At 69.4% G+C, this 19,369-nt stretch carries 21 protein-coding genes; 7 read left to right on the top strand and 14 right to left on the bottom strand.

The window, feature by feature from the left end; genetic code table 11:
* Positions 1-22: 22 nt before the first annotated feature.
* The 5 genes from C6Y44_RS07105 to C6Y44_RS07085 all read left to right on the top strand — a co-directional run bounded on the left by C6Y44_RS07105 (position 23) and on the right by C6Y44_RS07085 (position 5,143).
* The gene (locus C6Y44_RS07105) at positions 23-1,297 is read left to right on the top strand and encodes a magnesium transporter MgtE N-terminal domain-containing protein (RefSeq protein WP_006554297.1); all 1,275 of its coding nucleotides are present in this window, start codon (positions 23-25) and stop codon (positions 1,295-1,297) included.
* Entirely contained in the window at positions 1,290-1,811 is a 522-nt protein-coding gene (locus C6Y44_RS07100; RefSeq protein WP_120281881.1) for a DUF1003 domain-containing protein, read from the top strand. Before C6Y44_RS07105 ends, C6Y44_RS07100 begins: the two co-directional genes overlap by 8 nt.
* 104 nt (positions 1,812-1,915) lie before the next feature.
* Positions 1,916-2,857, top strand: coding sequence for a lysozyme family protein (locus C6Y44_RS07095; protein WP_159418894.1), 942 nt, complete (start codon positions 1,916-1,918; stop codon positions 2,855-2,857).
* A gap of 222 nt (positions 2,858-3,079) precedes the next feature.
* On the top strand, positions 3,080-3,946 hold the full coding sequence (locus C6Y44_RS07090) for a lytic transglycosylase domain-containing protein (protein ID WP_174247067.1): 867 nt from the start codon (positions 3,080-3,082) through the stop codon (positions 3,944-3,946).
* A 63-nt stretch (positions 3,947-4,009) separates the two neighbouring features.
* Positions 4,010-5,143 (top strand): Mrp/NBP35 family ATP-binding protein, encoded by a 1,134-nt coding sequence (locus C6Y44_RS07085; protein ID WP_120284066.1) that lies wholly within the window; start codon positions 4,010-4,012, stop codon positions 5,141-5,143.
* A 64-nt stretch (positions 5,144-5,207) separates the two neighbouring features.
* On the opposite strand, the gene tatB is transcribed toward C6Y44_RS07085, so the two are convergent.
* The 4 genes from tatB to sigE all read right to left on the bottom strand — a co-directional run bounded on the left by tatB (position 5,208) and on the right by sigE (position 8,373).
* Positions 5,208-5,612 (bottom strand): Sec-independent protein translocase protein TatB, encoded by a 405-nt coding sequence (tatB, locus tag C6Y44_RS07080; protein WP_120281878.1) that lies wholly within the window; start codon positions 5,610-5,612, stop codon positions 5,208-5,210.
* A gap of 92 nt (positions 5,613-5,704) precedes the next feature.
* Positions 5,705-7,306 (bottom strand): S1C family serine protease, encoded by a 1,602-nt coding sequence (locus C6Y44_RS07075; protein WP_120281877.1) that lies wholly within the window; start codon positions 7,304-7,306, stop codon positions 5,705-5,707.
* Between the two features lie 82 nt (positions 7,307-7,388).
* Positions 7,389-7,721 carry an anti-sigma factor family protein gene (locus C6Y44_RS07070; RefSeq protein WP_060651698.1) on the bottom strand — a complete coding sequence of 111 codons (333 nt, stop codon included), beginning with the start codon at positions 7,719-7,721 and terminating at the stop codon, positions 7,389-7,391.
* Positions 7,722-7,737: 16 nt separating this feature from the next.
* Positions 7,738-8,373 (bottom strand): RNA polymerase sigma factor SigE, encoded by a 636-nt coding sequence (gene sigE, locus C6Y44_RS07065; protein ID WP_120281875.1) that lies wholly within the window; start codon positions 8,371-8,373, stop codon positions 7,738-7,740.
* Positions 8,374-8,689: 316 nt separating this feature from the next.
* Here sigE and C6Y44_RS07060 point away from each other — a divergent pair, with 316 nt between their 5' ends.
* Positions 8,690-9,325 (top strand): O-methyltransferase, encoded by a 636-nt coding sequence (locus C6Y44_RS07060; RefSeq protein ID WP_159418896.1) that lies wholly within the window; start codon positions 8,690-8,692, stop codon positions 9,323-9,325.
* 69 nt (positions 9,326-9,394) lie between these two features.
* Here the strand turns inward: C6Y44_RS07060 and glgC are convergent, their stop codons facing one another.
* Positions 9,395-10,609: a glucose-1-phosphate adenylyltransferase gene (gene glgC, locus C6Y44_RS07055; protein ID WP_037190186.1), complete on the bottom strand. Its 1,215-nt coding sequence runs from the start codon at positions 10,607-10,609 to the stop codon at positions 9,395-9,397.
* A 113-nt stretch (positions 10,610-10,722) separates the two neighbouring features.
* On the opposite strand from glgC, the gene glgA reads away from it, so the two are divergent.
* Positions 10,723-11,895, top strand: a complete 1,173-nt coding sequence (gene glgA / locus C6Y44_RS07050) for a glycogen synthase (protein ID WP_120284064.1) — start codon at positions 10,723-10,725, stop codon at positions 11,893-11,895.
* Here glgA and C6Y44_RS07045 read toward each other — a convergent pair.
* The 9 genes from C6Y44_RS07045 to C6Y44_RS07005 all read right to left on the bottom strand — a co-directional run bounded on the left by C6Y44_RS07045 (position 11,882) and on the right by C6Y44_RS07005 (position 19,365).
* Positions 11,882-12,778, bottom strand: a complete 897-nt coding sequence (locus C6Y44_RS07045; RefSeq protein ID WP_159418897.1) for a putative RNA methyltransferase — start codon at positions 12,776-12,778, stop codon at positions 11,882-11,884. The two genes, glgA and C6Y44_RS07045, sit on opposite strands and share 14 nt — an antisense overlap.
* 84 nt (positions 12,779-12,862) lie before the next feature.
* On the bottom strand, positions 12,863-13,030 hold the full coding sequence (locus C6Y44_RS07040) for a DUF3117 domain-containing protein (RefSeq protein ID WP_006554284.1): 168 nt from the start codon (positions 13,028-13,030) through the stop codon (positions 12,863-12,865).
* 151 nt (positions 13,031-13,181) lie between these two features.
* Positions 13,182-13,805, bottom strand: a complete 624-nt coding sequence (locus C6Y44_RS07035; RefSeq protein ID WP_174247068.1) for a DNA-3-methyladenine glycosylase I — start codon at positions 13,803-13,805, stop codon at positions 13,182-13,184.
* Positions 13,802-14,197, bottom strand: coding sequence for a DivIVA domain-containing protein (locus C6Y44_RS07030; protein ID WP_159418898.1), 396 nt, complete (start codon positions 14,195-14,197; stop codon positions 13,802-13,804). Before C6Y44_RS07030 ends, C6Y44_RS07035 begins: the two co-directional genes overlap by 4 nt.
* A gap of 57 nt (positions 14,198-14,254) precedes the next feature.
* Positions 14,255-15,172, bottom strand: coding sequence for a glucosyl-3-phosphoglycerate synthase (locus C6Y44_RS07025; RefSeq protein ID WP_159418899.1), 918 nt, complete (start codon positions 15,170-15,172; stop codon positions 14,255-14,257).
* On the bottom strand, positions 15,169-16,089 hold the full coding sequence (gene folP / locus C6Y44_RS07020) for a dihydropteroate synthase (RefSeq protein ID WP_159418900.1): 921 nt from the start codon (positions 16,087-16,089) through the stop codon (positions 15,169-15,171). Before folP ends, C6Y44_RS07025 begins: the two co-directional genes overlap by 4 nt.
* Before the next feature lie 18 nt (positions 16,090-16,107).
* Positions 16,108-17,859 (bottom strand): long-chain-acyl-CoA synthetase, encoded by a 1,752-nt coding sequence (locus tag C6Y44_RS07015; protein ID WP_159419299.1) that lies wholly within the window; start codon positions 17,857-17,859, stop codon positions 16,108-16,110.
* A 148-nt stretch (positions 17,860-18,007) separates the two neighbouring features.
* A complete protein-coding gene (locus C6Y44_RS07010) occupies positions 18,008-18,568 on the bottom strand; it encodes an LOG family protein (protein WP_120281869.1) in 561 nt (186 codons plus the stop codon).
* Complete coding sequence (locus C6Y44_RS07005; protein ID WP_006550564.1) at positions 18,562-19,365, bottom strand: LOG family protein; 804 nt, start codon at positions 19,363-19,365, stop codon at positions 18,562-18,564. The genes C6Y44_RS07010 and C6Y44_RS07005 overlap by 7 nt, the downstream gene beginning before the upstream one ends.
* Positions 19,366-19,369 lie beyond the last annotated feature (4 nt).

Below are 19,369 nucleotides of genomic sequence, written 5' to 3'. Positions count from 1 at the left end.
CGCACGCTCTAGCCTGGCAATCATGGCAGCAGTGAGCAAGGTCTTCGTCGCGCGGCTGGCCGGACTGGTCGTTCTCGGCCCCGACGGCGAGTCCATCGGCCGCGTCCGCGATGTCGTGCTGACCATACGAGTGGGGCGTCAGCCTCCTCGTGCACTGGGGCTCGTCGTCGAACTGCCCACCCGCAAGCGGATCTTCGTCCCGATGCTGCGCGTGACCGCGATCGAGCCCGGCGCGGTCACCCTCGTCACCGGCAACGTCAGTCTGCGCCGGTTCACGCAGCGCCCCTCGGAGGTGCTCGCCCTCGGTCAGGTCCTCGATTCGCGTGTGCGCGTCGACGACCCGGAGCTACCGGACCTGATGGGTGTCGACGCCGTCGTGGTGGATCTGGGGCTCGAGCTCATGCGCACCCGCGACTGGGTCGTCGCCCGGGTCGCGGTGCGTCGCCATCGCGGCCGGCTCGCGCGCCGCTCCCCCATCCACATCGTGGAATGGCCGCACGTGCACGGACTCACCCAGCAGGCACTGTCGATGCCCGGACAGGGTGTCGCACAGTTGCTCCTGCAGTTCGAGGACATGCGCCCGCCGGACGTCGCGAACGCCCTGCGCGACCTGCCGATCAAGAGACGCACCGAGGTCGCCGCGGCGCTCGACGACGAACGCCTCGCCGACATCGTGCAGGAGCTGCCCTCCGACGATCAGACCGACCTGCTCACCCAGCTCGGTCTCGACCGGGCGGTCGCGGTGCTCGAGGCGATGGATCCCGACGACGTCGCCGACCTCCTCGGTGAGCTGCCCGCCACGGACGCCGAGTCGTTCCTGCAACGCATGGACCCCGAGGACTCCGAGCCGGTGCGCCGCCTGCTCGAGCACTCCCCCGACACCGCCGGTGGTCTGATGACCCCGGAGCCGGTCGTGCTGACGCCGGCGACCACGGTGGCCGAAGCGCTCGCCCGCGCCCGCAATCCGGATCTGAGTCCGGCCTTGGCCTCGATGGTCTTCGTCGTGCGACCGCCCACCGCGACACCCACCGGCAAGTACCTCGGCTGTGTCCATCTGCAACGATTGCTCCGGGAACCGCCTGCGAGCCTGGTGGGAGGGGTCGTCGACGACGACCTGCCGCGCCTGGCCCCCGACGACGCCCTGACCACCGTCACCCGGTACTTCGCGACGTACAACCTGGTCTGCGGTCCGGTGGTGGACGACGAGGGGCACCTGCTCGGCGCGGTGAGCGTCGACGACGTGCTCGACCATCTGCTGCCGGAAGACTGGCGCGAGGAGGACATCGAGGATGAGTGACCGCAGCACGCAGGGCCGCTCGCGCCTCGAGACCCCCCAGGCATCGAGGTTCCGCTTCAACTTCGACGCCGAGGCGGTCGGCCGGGTCAGCGAGTCGATCGCCCGATTCCTCGGAACGGGCCGCTATCTCGCCATCCAGACGATCGTCGTCATCGTGTGGATCGCCCTCAACATCGCCGCGGTCGGACTGCAGTGGGATCCCTATCCCTTCATCCTTCTCAACCTGGCCTTCTCGACACAGGCCGCCTACGCCGCGCCGTTGATCCTGCTGGCGCAGAACCGGCAGGAGAACCGCGACCGCGTGTCGCTCGAGGAGGACCGCGCCCGCGCCGAGCAGACCAAGGCCGACACCGAGTTCCTGGCACGCGAACTCGCGGCGCTGCGACTCGCGGTGGGCGAGGTCGCGACCCGCGACTATCTGCGTCGCGAACTCGACGACCTGCGCGCCCTGCTGGTCGACGACGAGAACGAGGACGACGCCGGCACTCCGCGCACCCGCGGGCCTCGTCGCTGAGGGCCCCCGTCCTGTTGTCCGGCACGCCCGGTTGCACACAACTCGACATCCTTCTGTAACCTTCGTCACAGCAGTCGGACGGACGACCGGAGGAGGGTGATCGCGTGCGGTGGAAGGTCGCGCTGGCGATGCCGGTGATCGTCGCTGCCGGACTCGCGGCGACAGCGTCGTCGGCGACAGTGGTGGCGGAGACGACGTCCGCCGAGACCGAGCCGAGCGCCACCCCGGCGGTGGGCGTGCTTCCCGGCGAGATGCGCGAGGCGCAACCGCTGCGCAGCCCGAGCGACCCGCTCGCCCAGCTTCCGCCCGACGCCCTGGCCGCGGCAGGAGGTGCGGCAGTTCTCGGCGACGGGCCACTCGCGATCCCCGAACTCGTCTTCTACGCCTACCGCGCGGCCGAGATGCAGCTGGCCATCGACTCCCCCGAGTGCGGCCTGCCGTGGAACCTGCTCGCGGCCGTCGGGCGCCTGAGCTCCGGACACGCCGACGGAGGACGCACCGACATCCTGGGCACGCTGACCACGCCGGTCGTCACCCCGGAGGGACTGCTCGGGCCGATGCGCCTGGCCCCCGCGGTGTGGGAGCAGTATTCCGCCGACGGCAACGCGGACGGCACCGCCGATCCGCAGAACATCTTCGACGCGACCCTGGCCGCCGGTGCCCGGATGTGTGCGGAGGGCGGAAACCTGCGCGAGCCGGACGGTGAGGCGCGGGCGGTGGCGTCGGTCGATCCGTCACCGGACTATCTGGCGAACGTCCGGCACTGGTCCGGTGCGTATTCGAAGGCCGCCGAGGTGGCTCCCGCCGATCTCGCTCCGATTCCGGCGCGGCCGGTTCCGAACGCCGCGGATGTCGCGGCTCCCGCGCCGGCTCCGGCGGTCACCGCGCCCGCCCCGGAGTCGACACCTCAGCCGACCGACACTCCGGCCCAGCAAGCGCCCGCCGACACTCCGGCCCAGCAGGCACCCGAACAGAACATCCCGGCTCCGCCGCCGATGCCGGAGTTGCCCGAACTCCCCTGTCTGGTGCCCGCCTTCTGCGAGTAACTCCCGGCACGCACGCGAGATGACGACACGCGCGACACGCGTGTCGTCATCTTTTTCTTTCACCCCACCCGACCCATCGGACCAGCACGGATGGGCCACAGCAGTACGCCTGCACCCCCGTTACATCACGTTTGAGTAACGGAAAAGCATCGAATGCTGTAGCCTCGGCCCGGCACGTAACGAAGGTGTCTCGTTCCGAGGCACCCGAGGGAGGGTTATCCATTGGGCCGCCACGCCAAACCGTCGGATTCGAAGCTTCGGCGAAATTCCGTCATCGCGATGACCGGACTCGTTCCGGTCGGACTGGTCGCCGCAGCCGCGACCACCGCGGGTGCGTCGCCGCGAGCGCTGATGGAGGCAGCTCACCACGAGACCGAGCCGACGGCGTCGTCGACCGACTCGGCCGACCTCGCCGCCGTGGTTCCCGAAGCGGTCGCCGCCGTGCAGACGATCATGCTCGAGCCCGAACCGGCACCCGTGCGCACCTTCAAGGCCGCCCCCGCGCCGGAACCCGAGCCCGAGGTCCTCCAGGAGGGCCCGCTCGGCATCCCCGGGATCAACTACGCCGCCTACCGCAACGCCGAGCGCGTCCTCGCCGAGGAGAATCCCGCCTGCGGCATGCACTGGACGCTCCTCGCCGGCATCGGCCGCGTCGAGTCCGGACACGCCAACGGTGGTCACGCCGACGACAAAGGCAACCTGCTCGAGCCCGTCATCGGACTGCCGCTCAACGGCAGCCTGCCCGGCCAGGCCGTCATCCACGACACCGACGGCGGCGCCCTCGACGGCGACACCGTCTACGACCGCGCGGTCGGGCCGATGCAGTTCATCCCCACCACGTGGAACCAGTACGCGGGCGACGGCAACGGCGACGGGGTCTCCGATCCCCAGAACCTGTACGACTCGACGCTGACCACCGCGAAGTACCTGTGCGACGGTGGCCTCGACATGCGCAACCTCGCGCACTCGACGAAGGCGATCCACCGCTACAACAACTCGATGGCCTACGTGGCGAACGTGCTCGCCTGGTCGACGGCCTACTCCACCGGCATCGACCCGAGCCCCGCGGATCTCCCCCGCATCCACTGATGACCGGAGGTGGTCGTCGACCCGTATCCGGTGGCGAGCGGCATGCCGCCTACCATGGGCGTCATGGCAGTCAGTGAGTCCGACGTCCGCAGTGCGCTCGCACGGGTCCAGGACCCGGAGATCCGCAAGCCCATCACCGATCTCGGAATGGTCAAGAGCGTCGAGATCGGCGCCGACAGCAGCGTCGATGTGGCGATCTATCTGACCACGGCCGGATGCCCCATGCGCACCGAGATTTCGGAACGCGTCACCAAGGCCGTCGCCGACGTCGCCGGTGTGGGCGAGGTGCGCGTGACCCTCGACGTGATGAGCGACGAGCAGCGCACCGAGCTCCGCAAGTCGCTGCGCGGCGATTCCACCGAGCCCGTCATCCCGTTCGCCCAGCCCGGGTCGCTCACGCGTGTCTACGCGGTGGCCTCCGGCAAGGGTGGTGTCGGCAAGTCGTCGGTCACCGTCAACCTCGCCGCAGCGATGGCCGCGCGCGGACTGTCGGTGGGTGTGCTCGACGCCGACATCTACGGTCACTCGATCCCCCGCATGCTCGGCACGTCCGCCAAGCCCACGCAGGTCGAGCGGATGATCATGCCGCCGATCGCGCACGACGTGAAGATGATCTCCATCGCCCAGTTCACCGAGGGCAACACCCCGGTGGTGTGGCGCGGCCCGATGCTGCACCGCGCGCTGCAGCAGTTCCTCGCCGACGTCTTCTGGGGCGACCTCGACGTCCTGCTCCTCGACCTGCCGCCCGGCACGGGTGACGTCGCCATCTCCGTCGCGCAGCTGATCCCGAACGCCGAGATCCTCGTCGTGACGACGCCGCAGCAGGCCGCCGCCGAGGTCGCCGAGCGTGCCGGTTCGATCGCGCTGCAGACGCGTCAGCGCATCGCCGGCGTGGTGGAGAACATGTCGTGGCTCGAGCTGCCCGACGGCACCCGCATGGACGTCTTCGGCAGCGGTGGCGGTCAGGCCGTCGCCGAGCGTCTCACCCGCGCGGTGGGCGCGACGGTGCCGCTACTCGGTCAGATCCCGCTCGACCCGGCCGTGCGCGAGGCCGGCGACTCCGGTACCCCGATCGTCCTCGCGGCGCCCGACTCGGCGCCCGCGGTGGCGCTGAAGGAAGTCAGCGACAAGTTGGCGGTGCGCAAGCGCGGGCTGGCCGGTATGTCGCTGGGAATCGACACCACGCGTCACCTGTAAGAACCCCGATATCGATCGAGCCCCCGCCGTGCTTCACGGCGGGGGCTCGATCGTAGGAAAGCTGTCAGGTGGCGTCGGGATCGATCGGCGGCTTCTCGTCCGGGGCGAGCGGCTTCGACAGGTTCGGCCGGCTCGCGCCGTTGGTGGGCGTTCCCGGGGCCGCCGAGGACGGCTTGTCGAAGTTGCCGGTGAGGACCGAGTCGTCGCCGTCGAGCAGATGCTTGGTGATCACGGCCCGCGGTGTCATGCCGCGCAGCTGGTTCAGCTCGGACAGGGGTTGCCGCAGGTCGTCGAACTCCGGTCCGAGTTCCTCCTTGAGCTGGTCGCGCGCACCCGTGGCGTAGTCGCGTACCTGACGCAGCGACTTGGCCACCCACGAGACGGCGCCGGGCAGGCGCTCCGGGCCGAGAACCACGAGGGCCGCCACGATGAGTACCAGGAACTCGCCCCAACCGATGTTGCCGAACACGCATCCAGGGTACGTGGTCTCGTCCGGATCGCAGCACCTACGCGGAAGCTCACATCACGCGGCTGGGACGTTCGGTCCGAGACAGGGACCGTTCAGTCGGAGACGGGGGTGACCTCGACGTCGACGAGGCGGCCGTTGCGCACGAGCTGGACGGTGATCGGCTCGTCGATCTCCTGCTGCTGGACAGCCACGACGAGCTCGTCGGCGCTGGTGACCTCGCGGTCGCCGACCTTGACGATGACGTCGCCCTCGACAATGCCTGCGCGCTGGGCCGGGCTGTCCTGACGGACGTTGGCGACCTCCGCGCCGCTCGCGACGTCGTTGACGACCGAGCGTGCGTTCACGCCGATGTCCGGGTGCCGCATCTCGCCGGTGCGGATCAGCTCCTGCGCCACCTCGGTGACGTCGTCGATGGGGATCGCGAAGCCCAGACCCACCGAACCGCCGGTCTCCGACTTGATCGCGGAGTTGATGCCGATCACGCGACCCTCCATGTCGATGAGGGGGCCGCCGGAGTTGCCGGGGTTGATCGAGGCGTCGGTCTGGACGGCGTCGATCACCGCGTCGGTGTCGGTGCCCTGCCCGCTGAGCCGCATGGGCCGGTGCAGCGCACTGACGATGCCGCGGGTGACGGTCTTGCTCAGGCCGAGCGGCGAACCGACCGCGACGACGTCCTCGCCCACCTGGACGTCCTCGGAGCGGCCCAGTTCGGCGACGACCAGGTTGTCGACGTTCTCGACGGCGAGCACGGCCAGGTCGGTCTTGATGTCGCGTCCGACGATCGAGGCGGGCACCTTCGTGCCGTCGTCGAAGGTGACCTGCACCTTCGCGTCGGGATTTCCGGCGGCCATCGAGATGACATGGTTGTTGGTGACGATGTAGCCGGCGCCGTCGATCACCACGCCCGAGCCGGTGCCGGCGTCGCCACCGACGGTGGTCTGGATGGAGACGACCGCAGGCAGCACGGTGTCGGCGACACGCGCGACCGCGCCAGTCGGCAGTTCCTCGTCGGGACCCGACTGGCTCAGCGTCACTCCGCGACTGGTCAGCGAACCGTTGTCGGCGGTCGCGAGCGCGACGACGAGTCCGCCGACCATGCCGATCACGACGGCCACCGCGGCCAAGGTCGCGAGTGCGCGGGGTTGGACGCGGCGGTCGAACAACACCTCACGCAGGGTGAGTCCGGGGGCCGGGGGAAGTTCCTTCTCCTCGGCCTCCCCGGCCAGGGGCGGACCGAGCCGCACCGCGGAGTCGGGGTCGCGCCACGGATCGGGTTCGGTGTCGTCCTCGGTCTCGGCTGCGGGCTGAGCGGGAGGACGCTGGAGTGTCTCGTCGGCGTCGGACGGACGTCCGTAGGCCTCGGCCAGGATCGCGTCGGTCGGGGGCGCCTGCTGGACGCGCGGGTCGACGACGCGTGGATGGACCGAGGAGTCGAACGAGCCCTCGGCACCGGGCGGGCGTCCGAAGACCCGTGCGGATGCCTGGTCGACGGTGGGCCGGTAGACGGGCCGGGGTTCGAGGCGGGGAGCGTCATCAGGGCGCGTGATCGCTCCGTCGGACCCACCCGACGAGGCGTTGCCGGACGAGCCTCTTCCCGACGAGTCCTTACCGGATGAGGCATGGGGCAGCTCGTCGTCGCGACGAGGATCGTCGCCGGCTCGTCGTTCGGTGTGCTGCGCAGATTCGGCCGTCACGCGTGCCCGTCTCCCCCGTCTAGGTCCGTCACGCAGCCCAGTATCACCGATGGCATCGGATCACCTGTTACCGCCCGTCCGGTCACCGGCGCCGGAGAATCGACCAGCGGCGCGCGGCGAAGCCTTCCTCTGCCTGCGGGTGCGGGGATGGATCGCACAGGTGTGAAGGGATGTTGCTGAGCGTCCCGAGCAGTGAACTCGGCATACGCGGTACGTGATCGGCAGCGGACCGCAGTGCGTGGCGGGCCTGCTGCTGGGCTTCGACCTCGGCGGCACACTCCGGACACATCGACAGGTGCTGGGCGGCCCGCATGTAGGCCGCCATGCGCAGTTCGCCGTCGACGAAAGCGGCAACTGCCTCGCTGGCGAGATGTTCAGTGGAGCCGAACCTGCGAGGTGGTTGCACCATCGTCATCACTACCTCCCGGCGGCTACCCCGCATCGACGCGACCGTTTTCGACCTTTCCATGCTCGCGCAGGTACTCGCGGAGTGCCTGGCGGCCTCGGTGGATACGACTACGTACCGTACCGAGTTTCACCCCCAGTGTGGCACCGATCTCCTCGTAGGACAGACCTTCGATGTCACAGAGCACCACCGCGGCACGGTACTCGGGTCCGAGCGAGTCCAGAGCGGACTGCAGGTCGGCGCCGAGACGCGCGTCGTGGTAGATCTCCTCGGGGTTCGGCCCTGCGGCCGGTACCCGATCGTAGTCCTCCGGGAGCGCTTCCATCCGGATGCGGTTCCGGCGGCGCACCATGTCCAGGAAGAGGTTCGTGGTGATGCGATGCAACCAGCCCTCGAAAGTGCCGGGCTGATAGTTCTGCAACGACCGGAAGACGCGGATGAAGGTCTCCTGCGTGAGATCCTCCGCGTCCTGAGCGTTGCCGGAAAGACGGTAGGCGAGTCGGTAGACACGGTCGCCGTGCTCACGAACGAGTTCGTCCCACGACGGCATCGCCGCGCGGTCCCCGGTGGCATCGAACGCCGCGGTGCCGCTCAGGTCCGCCTCGAAGGCAGCGTCGAGCGCCGAGGCGTCGTTCTCGGGAACGGTGTGGGATCGGGTCATGTGGATCGGTGGATCCTCCTCGTCGGGACCGCAGTGATATGGGCTTCGGGGCCTACAACACGCGACCTTCAGGGAATATTCCTTCACAGGAACGTTCCACGAGGCCGGTGCGTCCTCGAAGTCGTGAACCGGTGCGATCGTCCGGTTCGTCGAGTGTCAGTTTTCCTCGCGGCCATGTGGCCGCCGTATGAGTAACCTGAAACGTCGCTGAGAAAACCGGTCCGGGCATGTTCATCCGCCGAAATCACACAACTGACGGCACCACTCCGTGCGCGCCTGCCTGCGCGAACGAATCGCCGAGGATAGCCTCAGTGAGGTGCAGACCAACGCCGATCGCATCCTGACCCACGCCGAGAACATCGTCGTCGAGGACGACGAGCTCGCCGCGGCGCGTGACCGTGCCGAAGATCTGGGCGCCGACCCGGTGTCCCCCTCCGTCGGAGCCACCCTCGCGATGTTCGCCCGCATGCTCGACGCGAAGACGGTAGTGGAGATCGGGACCGGTGCGGGTGTGAGCGGGCTGTGGTTGCTGCACGGCCTCCGCGAGGACGGCGTGCTCACCACGATCGACAGCGAACCGGAACATCAGCGGGCCGCGAAGATCGCCTTCCGCGAGGCCGGCATCGTGGCGTCGCGCACCCGCCTCATCAACGGCCGCGCGCTCGACGTGCTGCCGCGACTCGCCGACTCCGGCTACGACATGGTCTTCGTCGACGCGACCCCCGCCGACCATCCGCACTTCGTGCGCGAGGGCGTGCGTCTGCTCCGGCCCGGTGGCGTGATCGTGCTGCACAACGCCCTGCTCGACGGACGGGTCGCCGACCCCGCCGCCCGCGACGCGACGGTGCTCGCGGTGCGCGAGGCCACCCGCGCGGTGTCCGACGACGAGCGCCTCGCCCCGGTGGTCCTGCCGCTCGGCGACGGCCTGCTCTGCGCGGTGCGCCTCAGTTGATCTGCGGCGGTGCGCCTCAGCTGATCTGCGCGGTGCGCCCCGGCGTCCGGCTTCGGGGCAGGCACAGTCTCAGATCCAGATGCCCTTGCCGATGGCGACGACACCACCGTTGCTGACCGCGAACCGCTGACGGTCGCGCTCGAGGTCGACGCCGATGATCTCGCCGTCGCCGACGACGACGTTCTTGTCGAGGATCGCTCGTCGCACGACCGCACCCTTGCCGATGCGCACACCGGGCATGAGCACGCTGCCCTCGACGGTCGCTCCGTCGTCGACCATGACGTTCGAGCTGAGCACCGAGTTGCGAACCGTGGCGGCCGACAGGATGCTGCCGGCACCGACGATCGATTCCTGCGCCAGGCCACCCTGCACGAACTTCGCGGGCGGCAGGTTCTCGGCGGCACCGCGGATGGGCCAGCGCCGGTTGTAGAGATTGAAGATCGGGTGGACCGACACGAGGTCCATGTGGGCGTCGTAGAAGGCGTCGAGCGTACCGACGTCGCGCCAGTAGGCACGGTCGCGTTCGGTCGCGCCCGGGACGACGTTGTCGTTGAAGTCGTAGACGTGGGCCTCGCCCTGCTCGACGAGCGCGGGGATGATGTCGCCGCCCATGTCGTGGTCGGAGTCGGGATTCTCCGAGTCGGCCCGCAGCGCCTCGACGAGGACCTTCGTGGTGAAGACGTAGTTGCCCATGGACGCGAACGTGACGTTGGGGTCGTCGGGCGTCCCGGGCGGGTGTGCGGGCTTCTCGAGGAACTGGGTGATCCTGCCGCTCTCGTCGCTGTCGATGCAGCCGAACGCGAAGGCTTCGCTCCGCGGGACGCGGATACCGGCGACGGTGACACCGGCTCCCGACTCGATGTGCTGGCGCACCATCTGCTCGGGGTCCATCCGGTACACGTGGTCGGCGCCGAAGACCACGATGTACTCGGGATCCTCGTCGTAGACCAGGTTGAGCGACTGCAGGATCGCGTCGGCGCTGCCGGTGTACCAGCGGGGACCGAGTCGCTGCTGGGCCGGCACCGGGGTGATGTACTCACCGGTGAATCCGGACAGGCGCCAGGTCTGCGAGATGTGCCGGTCGAGGGAGTGCGACTTGTACTGCGTGAGAACGCAGATGCGCAGGTAACCGGCATTCACGAGATTGCTGAGCACGAAATCGATGAGGCGGTACGCGCCCCCGAACGGCACTGCCGGCTTGGCTCTGTCCGCGGTCAGCGGATACAGACGTTTGCCCTCGCCGCCGGCGAGAACGATTCCAAGCACATGGGGCTGGCTCCTCACACGCTTCAACCTATCCCCCGACCCAGGCCACCGCCAGCGAAGCGGAATCTCGACGCCGATCGGAGTGTCGGGGCCGGGTGGCCGGAACCTGCGCGGCCCGCTACTTTGAGGCGGTGAGGGTGGCAATGATGACGCGGGAATATCCGCCTGAGGTGTACGGCGGGGCCGGAGTCCACGTCACCGAACTCGTCGAACAACTGCGTCGACTGGTCGAGGTCGACGTGCACTGCACGGGTGCACCGCGCGACACCGCGTTCGTGCACTCCCCCGACCCGGCACTGCGCGACGCCAATCCCGCCCTGACGACCCTGTCCGCCGGGTTGCGCATGGCGCACGCCGCGGCCGGAGTCGACGTGGTGCACTCGCACACCTGGTACACCGGGCTGGCCGGTCATCTCGCCGCCGAACTCCACGATGTCCCGCACATCCTCACCGCGCACTCCCTCGAGCCGCGACGGCCGTGGAAGGCCGAGCAGCTCGGCGGCGGTTACCGCATCTCCTCCTGGTCCGAACGCAACGCCGTCCGGTACGCCGACGCGATCATCGCGGTCAGCGACGGGATGCGCCTCGACGTGCTCGACGCCTACCCCTTCGTCGATCCTGCTCGGGTCCACGTGGTGCGCAACGGGATCGACACCGCCGTCTGGCATCCGGGTCCGGCCGAGCCGGGCCACGAGTCCGTCGTCACCCGAATCGGTCTCGATCCGGACCGCCCGATCGTCGTGTTCGTGGGCCGCATCACCCGGCAGAAGGGCGTCGGGCACCTGATCGCCGCGGCGCACCACCTCGATCCCGATATCCAGCTCGTCCTGTGTGCCGGCGCGCCCGACACCCCCGAGATCGCCGCCGAGACCGAACGCGCGGTGGCCGCCCTGCAGGAGGCCCGCGACGGGGTGCACTGGGTGCGCGAGATGCTGCCCACCGCATCGGTCCGCGAACTCCTCTCGGCGGCAACGGTTTTCGTCTGCCCCTCGGTGTACGAGCCGCTGGGGATCGTCAACCTCGAGGCGATGGCCTGCGAGACCGCCGTGGTGGCCTCCGACGTGGGAGGCATCCCGGAGGTGGTGCAGGACGGGATCACCGGGCGCCTGGTGCACTACGACGCGTTCGACACCGCGACCTACGAGCGTGCACTGGCCGACGCCGTCAACGACGTCGCGCGCGACCGCGACCGGGCCGCACAGTGGGGCCGGGCCGGACGCGACCGCGCCGTCAGCGAGTTCTCGTGGGCGCAGATCGCCCGTCAGACCGTCTCCGTCTACCAGCAGGTGATCACGGCGCGCTAGGTTCGTCGGCCGTCCCGACCCGTCGCCACGTGGTGACGGTGACCGACACCGTCACGTCGAACGGGTCGGGCAGAGAGGCCAGCAACTCCGCACGCCGGTCGGAGGTCACGTGGTGGGCCGACGGGCCCATCCCCGCGACGAGGCCGAGCGCCTCGCGCGGGAATGCGGCCGTGAAGCGCACGTCCGTCCGTCCCGCCCGCTCGAAACGTCCCGACAGGGCGGACGAGAGCCGCTCGGTCTTCCGGTCGTCCACGCTCACCATGCCGGGTAGCGCGACCAGTTCGCGCAGATGCTCCGAGGTGGGTGTCGCGACGACGAGCGTTCCGCCGGGGGCGAGCACGCGGTGGCTCTCGGCGGCGTTGCGCGGCGCGAACACCGACAGCACATGGGTGAGCGAGGCCGACTTCACGGGCAGTCGTTGCCACGCGTCGGCGAGGATCGCTCCGGTCCGGGGATGGCTGCGGGCGATGCGGCGCACCGCGGGCTTGGAGACGTCGAGTCCGATGCCGCGCGCTGCCGGCAGGGCGTCGAGCACGGACGCGAGGTACTGCCCCGTACCGGCCCCGACCTCGAGGATCGCAGCGTCGGCGGGTGCGTCCACCGAATCGGCAGTGTCCACCGCATCGGCCGTGTCGACGCAGGCGTCGGCTACCGCGCGGCGGATGGGGTCGTAGTGCCCGGCACCGAGGAAGTCGGCGCGGGCGGCGATCATGTCGGCGGTGTCGCCGGTGAACGGCGTCGAACCGCCGGCGAGCAGCGACACGTAGCCCTGGCGTGCGACGTCGAAGCTGTGCCCGCGATCGCACATCACGACGTTGTCGTCGAGGTCGAGCGCGGACTCGCAGTGAGGGCACGCGAGAAGGTCGATCACGTCGGCGAGCATCGCGCCTCCGATCGTGTTCTCAGGACGACACCGGGCCCCGCGCGCCGAGAAGCGCGGGGCCCGGAGTGCCCTGAGAGGGGCCGATCAGCTGGTGACACTCTTGAGTTCGTCGCCGAGTGCCGCAGCCTCTTCCGGCGTGAGCTCGACGACCAGACGTCCGCCGCCCTCGAGTGGAACCCTCATGACGATTCCTCGTCCCTCTTTGGTTGCTTCGAGGGGACCGTCCCCGGTCCGGGGCTTCATGGCCGCCATCCTCTGCTCCCTCCAAATCTGCACCCGACCGCCGGGCGCGTGGGTTACCGTGTGGTTGCATCGCCGGTCGCGGCGACGCGCACCTTCTCATTCTTCCCTATCCGGAATACGTGCGCGTAGCTGACTCCTGGGTAAGAGACTCCTCCGGGTTCTACGGGTCGAGTGACACCCAGCACGATTCGAGGTGATCGTCGACCATCCCGGTGGCCTGCATCAGCGCATATGCGGTGGTAGGGCCCACAAACCGGAAGCCGTGACGCTTCAGCTCACGGGCCATCGCCGTGGACTCCGGCGTCACTGCCGGAATCTCCTCGACCGTTACCGACCGTCGCGCGCGTCGCGGCGGTGCGAACGACCACAGCAGCTCGTCGAGGTCGGTGGGCAGTTCGAGCACGGCCCGCGCGTTGGCGATCACCGCCTCGATCTTGCGGCGGTTGCGCACGATGCCGGGGTCGGCGAGCAACCTCTCGACGTCGGCCTCCGTGAAGCGGGCGACCGCCTCGACGTCGAAGCCCTGGAATGCCGCGCGGAAGGCCTCCCGCTTGCGCAGGATCGTCAGCCACGACAACCCCGACTGGAACGCCTCGAGGGAGAGCCGCTCGAACATCTCGTCGCGGCCGTGGAGTGGCCGGCCCCACTCGTAATCGTGATAGTCGCGGTAGAGCGACGAACCGGGACCGTCGACCGCCCACGGGCACCGCACGCGGTCGTCGGCATCGGTTACGGCAGCGTGCTCGTCGGTGTCGACCACGGGTCCTTGCTCGTCGGCCGTCATCGCGACTCCCCCGTCGACTCGGACGATGCGCTCTCCGGAACGTCCTCCTCTTCGAGCTCTTCTGCCCCGACGTCCTGCCCGGCACCGTCGACCGACTCTCCCGCCGCGCGGGCCTCGGCGTCGGCGAGACGGACCCGCAGCTCGTCGACCTCGCGGGCGAGACGATCGAGCGCCCAGTCGACCTCGCTCATCTTGTAACCCCGCACGGTCTGCTGGAACCGCAGGTCGCGGATGTCGGTGCCGGTGACGTCGGTGGCCGGCAGCACCGTGACGGTGGTGCCCGGAGGCAGCGGCGCCAACGTCTCGCCCCGGCCGAAGACGGCGCTCGCGACGAAGAACAGCACGGCGGCGACGCCCGCCATCACGAGCACGTACAGCAGAACCGTGAGCATGCTCCGATCTTGGCACGAGCGTCCGACACCGGCCGGGGCCGGTGCCGGACGGCCGGTTCAGCCGGTGACCGTCACCATCGGTGGCCGGTCGGTGAGATCGACGGAGGTGTCGAACGGGACGAAGGCGTCGCCCTCCACCAGGAACTGGGTGAGCGGCGCCCCCGAATCGGGGATCCCGCATCGCGAGAGCATCGTGCCCACGATCTGCCGGCTCATCGCCCCGAGTTCGGACAGCGGCCGGTTGCGGTGCTTGCGGACCCCGAGGTTGACCTGCGCGATCGCGTGGAGACCGAACCGGTCGTAGGTGTCGAGCAGCAACCCGATCTCCACCCCGTAACCCGGTGCGAACGGAACCGATTCGAGCAGTTCCCGCGTGCCCGCGTACTCACCGCCGAGCGGTTGCAGCACACAGGTCAGCTCCGGTCGCAGTGCTGCGAGCAGCGGCCGTGCGACGAGCTCGGTGACGCGGCCACCACCGTGGGCGTCCTCGCCACCACCGGTGCGCAGGGGACGCCGGTAGTACCCCTTGACGAGGTGCACACCGTCGCCGAGCAGCAGGGGCCCGAGCAGTTTCGGCACGAAGGCCGGATCGGGATCGATCAGATCGGAGTCGACGAAGGCGATGAGGTCGCCGGAGGTCGCGGCGAGCGACCGCCACAGCACCTCGCCCTTGCCCGGGACCGGTTCGATGCCCGGTACCGCCTCCTCCCTGGACATGACGCGGGCACCCGCCGCCCGCGCCCGGGAGGCGGTTTCGTCGGTGGAACCCGAATCGAGGACCACCAATTCGTCCACGAGACCGCCGAGCAGCGGGTGGATCGTGTCGATCACTCCCGCGACGGTCTCCTCCTCGTTGAGGGCGGGCAACACCACGGTCACCGTGCGGCCGGCCTTGGCCGCGATCAGCTCGTCGATCGCCCAGGCGGGCCGATCCCAGCTGTTGGCCTCGTTCCACGTGCGTACAGGTGCACTCATGCCAACCCCCTCACCGTGCGCGCCGGCGGGCGTGTGCCCGCGATCGCCGCGACCATGTCGACCACCCGACGTGTGGCTGCCACCTCGTGTACCCGGAACATCCGTGCGCCGGCCGCTGCGGCCAGAGCTGTCGCTGCCAATGTGCCCTCCAACCGGTCGGCGAGTTCGACTCCCAGAGTCTCCCCCACGAAGTCCTTGTTGCTCAGCGCCATAAGCACAGGCCACCCGGTTTTTACAAGAACGTCCACGTGCCGCAACAGAGCGAGTCCGTGATGGGTGTTCTTTCCGAAATCGTGGGTCGGATCGATGAGGATCGAGTCGCTCGCAACGCCGGCGCGGGCGGCGGCGTCCGCGGCGGCGACGACCTCCGCGACCACCTCCCCGACGATGTCGGTGTACCGCACACGGTGCGGCCGGGTGCGCGGGACGGCACCGCCGGTGTGGGAGCAGACGATGCCGGCCCCGAGCTCGGCGGCGACCGCGACGAGCTCGGGATCGGCACCGGCCCACGTGTCGTTGATCAGATCGGCGCCCTCGCCCACGGCGCGACGCGCGACCTCGCTGCGCCAGGTGTCGACGCTGATGAGCACATCCGGATACCGCTCGCGGATGGCGGCGACGAACGGCACGACGCGCCGGATCTCCTCGTCGCTGTCGACGACCTCACCCGGCCCGGCCTTCACCCCGCCGATGTCGACGAGGTCGGCACCCTCGGCCACCGCGCGGTCGACGGCGGCGAGCGCTGCGTCGTCCTCGAAGGTCGCTCCCCGGTCGTAGAACGAGTCCGGGGTGCGGTTGACGATCGCCATCACGAGCGCCCGGTCGGTGGCGACGGGGCGCCCGCACAGGGTGGACGGTGCCGGACCGGGACGGGTCACGGGGGTCTGCTCGTCGACATCGGTCGCGGGGCCGCTCATGATCCCATCCTGACATGCTCAGCGAGCGGGCAATTCTCCCCGCGCGATGCCGTCGACGAAGCCGTCGAAGATCGGCCGGTAGCCCTCGCTGCGACTCGCGAGCACGTACACCTCGTCCTCACCGGTCTCGGAGTAGCCCTGCTTGCGCAGATCGACCTTCCGGCTCTTGAAGGTCGTCGTGTACTCGAGCTCGTCGACGATGCGGACGAAGAGCGGGACCGCGTAGTCCGGCAACGCGTCGTGCAGCGACTTCGCGAGCGCCGCTCCGTCGAGCTCGGCGCCCTCCTTCAGGGTGATCGCGGCCATCCCGGCGCGGCCGTCGGCCCCGTCGACCTCGACGCCGTAGACGACGACCTCGGCGACCGTCTCGTGTGACGACACCGCGGCCTCGACCTGCGTGGTCGCGACGTTCTCGCCCTTCCACCGGAAGGTGTCGCCGAGCCGGTCGACGAACGCGACGTGCATCCAGCCCTGGTCGCGGACGAGATCGCCGGTGTCGAACCAGACGTCGCCGTCGGAGAACGCGTCGCGCAGCAGCTTCTTCTCGGTGGCCTCGGGATCGGTGTATCCGTCGAAGGGCGCGCGGGAGGTGACCTTCGCGAGGAGCAGTCCGACCTCGCCCTTGCCGACCTTCTTCAGACGGCCGTCGTCACCGCGGCGCGCCTGCCCGGAATCGGGGTCGTAGTCGACGACGGCGTAGGGCAGCGGGCAGATGCCGGCGGTGCGCTTCTGGTCGAGCGCGTTGATGAAGGCGATGTTGCATTCGCTGGCGCCGTAGAACTCCGCGACGCGGTCGATGCCGAAGCGTTCGGTGAACTCGTCCCACAGTTCGGCACGCAGACCGTTGCCGACGGCCAGGCGGATCCCGTGATCGGCGTCGTCCTCCCGCGGCGGCTGGTTGAGCAGGTAGCGGCAGATCTCACCGATGTAGATGAAGGCCGTGGCGCCGTTGCGCTCCGCGTCGTCCCAGAAGTTGGACGCCGAGAACTTCCGGCCGAGCCCGAAGGTGGCCCCGGCAGCGAGCACCGAGGACAACGCGACCGTCAGAGCGTTGTTGTGGTAGAGCGGCAGGCAGGAGTACAGGACGTCGGTGCGGCGCAGGCGCACACCGAGACTGCCGAGGCCCGACATCGACTTCAGCCACCGGAAGTGCGTCATGCGGCTGGCCTTCGGCAGTCCTGTCGTGCCGGAGGTGAAGATGTAGTAGGCCGTCTCGGACGCCCGCAGGTCCTCGGTGACGGCGGGATTCGACGCGTCGGCGTCGCGGGCGGCGGTGTCGAGTTCGTCGAAGCGCAGCACGGTGCGGGCCTGCGGTTCGCCGCCGAGGGAGTCGACGGCCTCCTCGCACTCCTCCCCGATCACGAGGGCGGCGCTGTCGAGCAGCGACAGGCTGTGCTCGAGCACCTCACCACGCTGGTTGATGTTGAGCATGCCGGCGGCCGCGCCGAGCTTGACCGCGGCCAGCGCGACCAGCAGGGTCTCGGGCCGGTTGCCCATGAGGATGCCGACGACGTCGCCCTTGCCGACACCGCGATCGGCGAGCACCGCTGCGTACCGGTTGACCCGAGCGTTGGCCTCGCCGTACCCGATGGTGGCGCCCTCGAACCGGATGAAGGGCCGCTCCGGGTGACGCTCGGCGAGCTTCTGGAAGACCGACCCGATCGTCTCGCGGGCGGTCGGCTTCCGGGTCATCCCGACTGCTCCGCGCAACACGATGGGGAGATCGGGGGCCATCCGGGGCAGTTTCGAGACGAGTCCGGGCAGGGACACGACGGGGGCATTGTCTCGATCGGATCGAGTGGTCACGACACATTTCCTCACGGCGACGTCGGGGACGGGCGGGCTCGCTCGGGCGACACCCATGGCGTTCCCCCGAACTTACCGAAGAGTAGATAAGCGCGCGCCGAAGTGGAACACCTCAGACCGCCGCGTACGGCGCAGCGCACCGGTCGAGCGCATCGGCGAGGTCGGTGGTGACCGCGAGACCGTCGAGTGCGCGTTGCGCGACGAAACCGGTGTCGACCATCGATCCGAGCCAGCCGAGCAGGCCGTCGAAGTGCCCCGTGGGATCGAGCAGGACCACCGGCTTGTCATGCATACCGAGATACCCCGCGGTCCACGTCTCGAACAGTTCCTCGAGGGTTCCGATGCCGCCGGGCAGGGTCAGGAAGGCGTCGGCGCGGTCCTCCATGATGCGTTTGCGCTCGCGCATCGTCTCGGTGACGATCAGCTCGTCGGCGTCGACGTCCGCGACCTCGCGGTGCACGAGCGCCTTGGGAATGACCCCGATCGTGTGCGCCCCCGCCGCGCGGGCCGCGTCGGCGACCGCGCCCATCATCGACACGTTGCCGCCGCCGGAGACCAGCTGCCAGCCCCGTCGGCCGATCTCGGTGCCGACCGCGGCGGCGAGTTCGAGGAACTTCTGGTCGACAGGGCCCGACGCGCAGTACACACAGACCGACAGAGCTTCGGTCACCATCCACTCCCGTTTCCGTACAGTTCGTTCTCGTCCTCGCCGCGATGCGCCTCGAGGATGATGTCCACCGTCTCCTCGACGCTGTCGGTGACGAAGAGGAGGTCGAGATCGGCGGGCGAGATCTTGCCGCCGCGGACCAGGGTCTCGCGCAACCATCCCACCAGGCCGTTCCAGTACTCCGAACCGAACAGCACGATGGGGAACTGCGTGATCTTGCGGGTCTGCACGAGGGTCAGTGCCTCGAACAGCTCGTCGAGCGTCCCGAAACCGCCGGGCAGGCACACGAACGCCTGCGAGTACTTCACGAACATCGTCTTGCGCGCGAAGAAGTACCGGAAGTTCAGTCCGAGATCGACCCACTCGTTGAGGCCCTGCTCGAAGGGCAGCTCGATCCCCAGTCCGATCGACAGTCCCCCGGCCTCGCTGGCACCGCGGTTGGCCGCCTCCATCGCGCCCGGGCCGCCACCGGTGACGACGGCGTATCCGGCGTGGACGAGTGCGGCGCCGAGCTCGCGGCCGATCTCGTACTCCTCGTGACCGGCCGGGGTGCGTGCCGATCCGAAGACGGTGACGGCGCGGGGCACCTCGGCGAGCGCACCGAAGCCTTCGACGAACTCGCTCTGGATCCGCAGTACACGCCACGGATCGGTGTGCACCCAGTCGGACGGGCCGCGGCGATCGAGCAGCCGCTGGTCCATCGTCGTCGCCTCGCGGGCGAGAGAACCACGCAGTTGCACCGGACCCTGGTGCACGACCTCGCGCCGGGAGCCACGTTCGGAGGAGGAGTTGTCGCCGGACATGGCG

It is taken from the genome of Rhodococcus rhodochrous, from assembly GCF_014854695.1.
Classification (GTDB): domain Bacteria; phylum Actinomycetota; class Actinomycetes; order Mycobacteriales; family Mycobacteriaceae; genus Rhodococcus.
This window is presented reverse-complemented; position numbering and strand designations above follow the sequence as displayed.

What these genes read in the sequence shown, in the direction of transcription:
- C6Y44_RS07105 (WP_006554297.1), top strand. Translation starts at nt 23, where the DNA reads ATGGCAGCAGTGAGCAAGGTCTTCGTCGCGCGGCTGGCCGGACTGGTC.
- C6Y44_RS07100 (WP_120281881.1), top strand. Translation starts at nt 1,290, where the DNA reads ATGAGTGACCGCAGCACGCAGGGCCGCTCGCGCCTCGAGACCCCCCAG.
- C6Y44_RS07085 (WP_120284066.1), top strand. Translation starts at nt 4,010, where the DNA reads ATGGCAGTCAGTGAGTCCGACGTCCGCAGTGCGCTCGCACGGGTCCAG.
- C6Y44_RS07070 (WP_060651698.1), bottom strand. Translation starts at nt 7,721, where the DNA reads ATGACGATGGTGCAACCACCTCGCAGGTTCGGCTCCACTGAACATCTC.
- sigE (WP_120281875.1), bottom strand. Translation starts at nt 8,373, where the DNA reads ATGACCCGATCCCACACCGTTCCCGAGAACGACGCCTCGGCGCTCGAC.
- C6Y44_RS07045 (WP_159418897.1), bottom strand. Translation starts at nt 12,778, where the DNA reads ATGCTCGCCGACGTGATCGACCTTCTCGCGTGCCCTCACTGCGAGTCC.
- C6Y44_RS07040 (WP_006554284.1), bottom strand. Translation starts at nt 13,030, where the DNA reads ATGGCGGCCATGAAGCCCCGGACCGGGGACGGTCCCCTCGAAGCAACC.
- C6Y44_RS07035 (WP_174247068.1), bottom strand. Translation starts at nt 13,805, where the DNA reads ATGACGGCCGACGAGCAAGGACCCGTGGTCGACACCGACGAGCACGCT.
- C6Y44_RS07030 (WP_159418898.1), bottom strand. Translation starts at nt 14,197, where the DNA reads ATGCTCACGGTTCTGCTGTACGTGCTCGTGATGGCGGGCGTCGCCGCC.
- C6Y44_RS07025 (WP_159418899.1), bottom strand. Translation starts at nt 15,172, where the DNA reads ATGAGTGCACCTGTACGCACGTGGAACGAGGCCAACAGCTGGGATCGG.
- folP (WP_159418900.1), bottom strand. Translation starts at nt 16,089, where the DNA reads ATGAGCGGCCCCGCGACCGATGTCGACGAGCAGACCCCCGTGACCCGT.
- C6Y44_RS07010 (WP_120281869.1), bottom strand. Translation starts at nt 18,568, where the DNA reads ATGGTGACCGAAGCTCTGTCGGTCTGTGTGTACTGCGCGTCGGGCCCT.
- C6Y44_RS07005 (WP_006550564.1), bottom strand. Translation starts at nt 19,365, where the DNA reads ATGTCCGGCGACAACTCCTCCTCCGAACGTGGCTCCCGGCGCGAGGTC.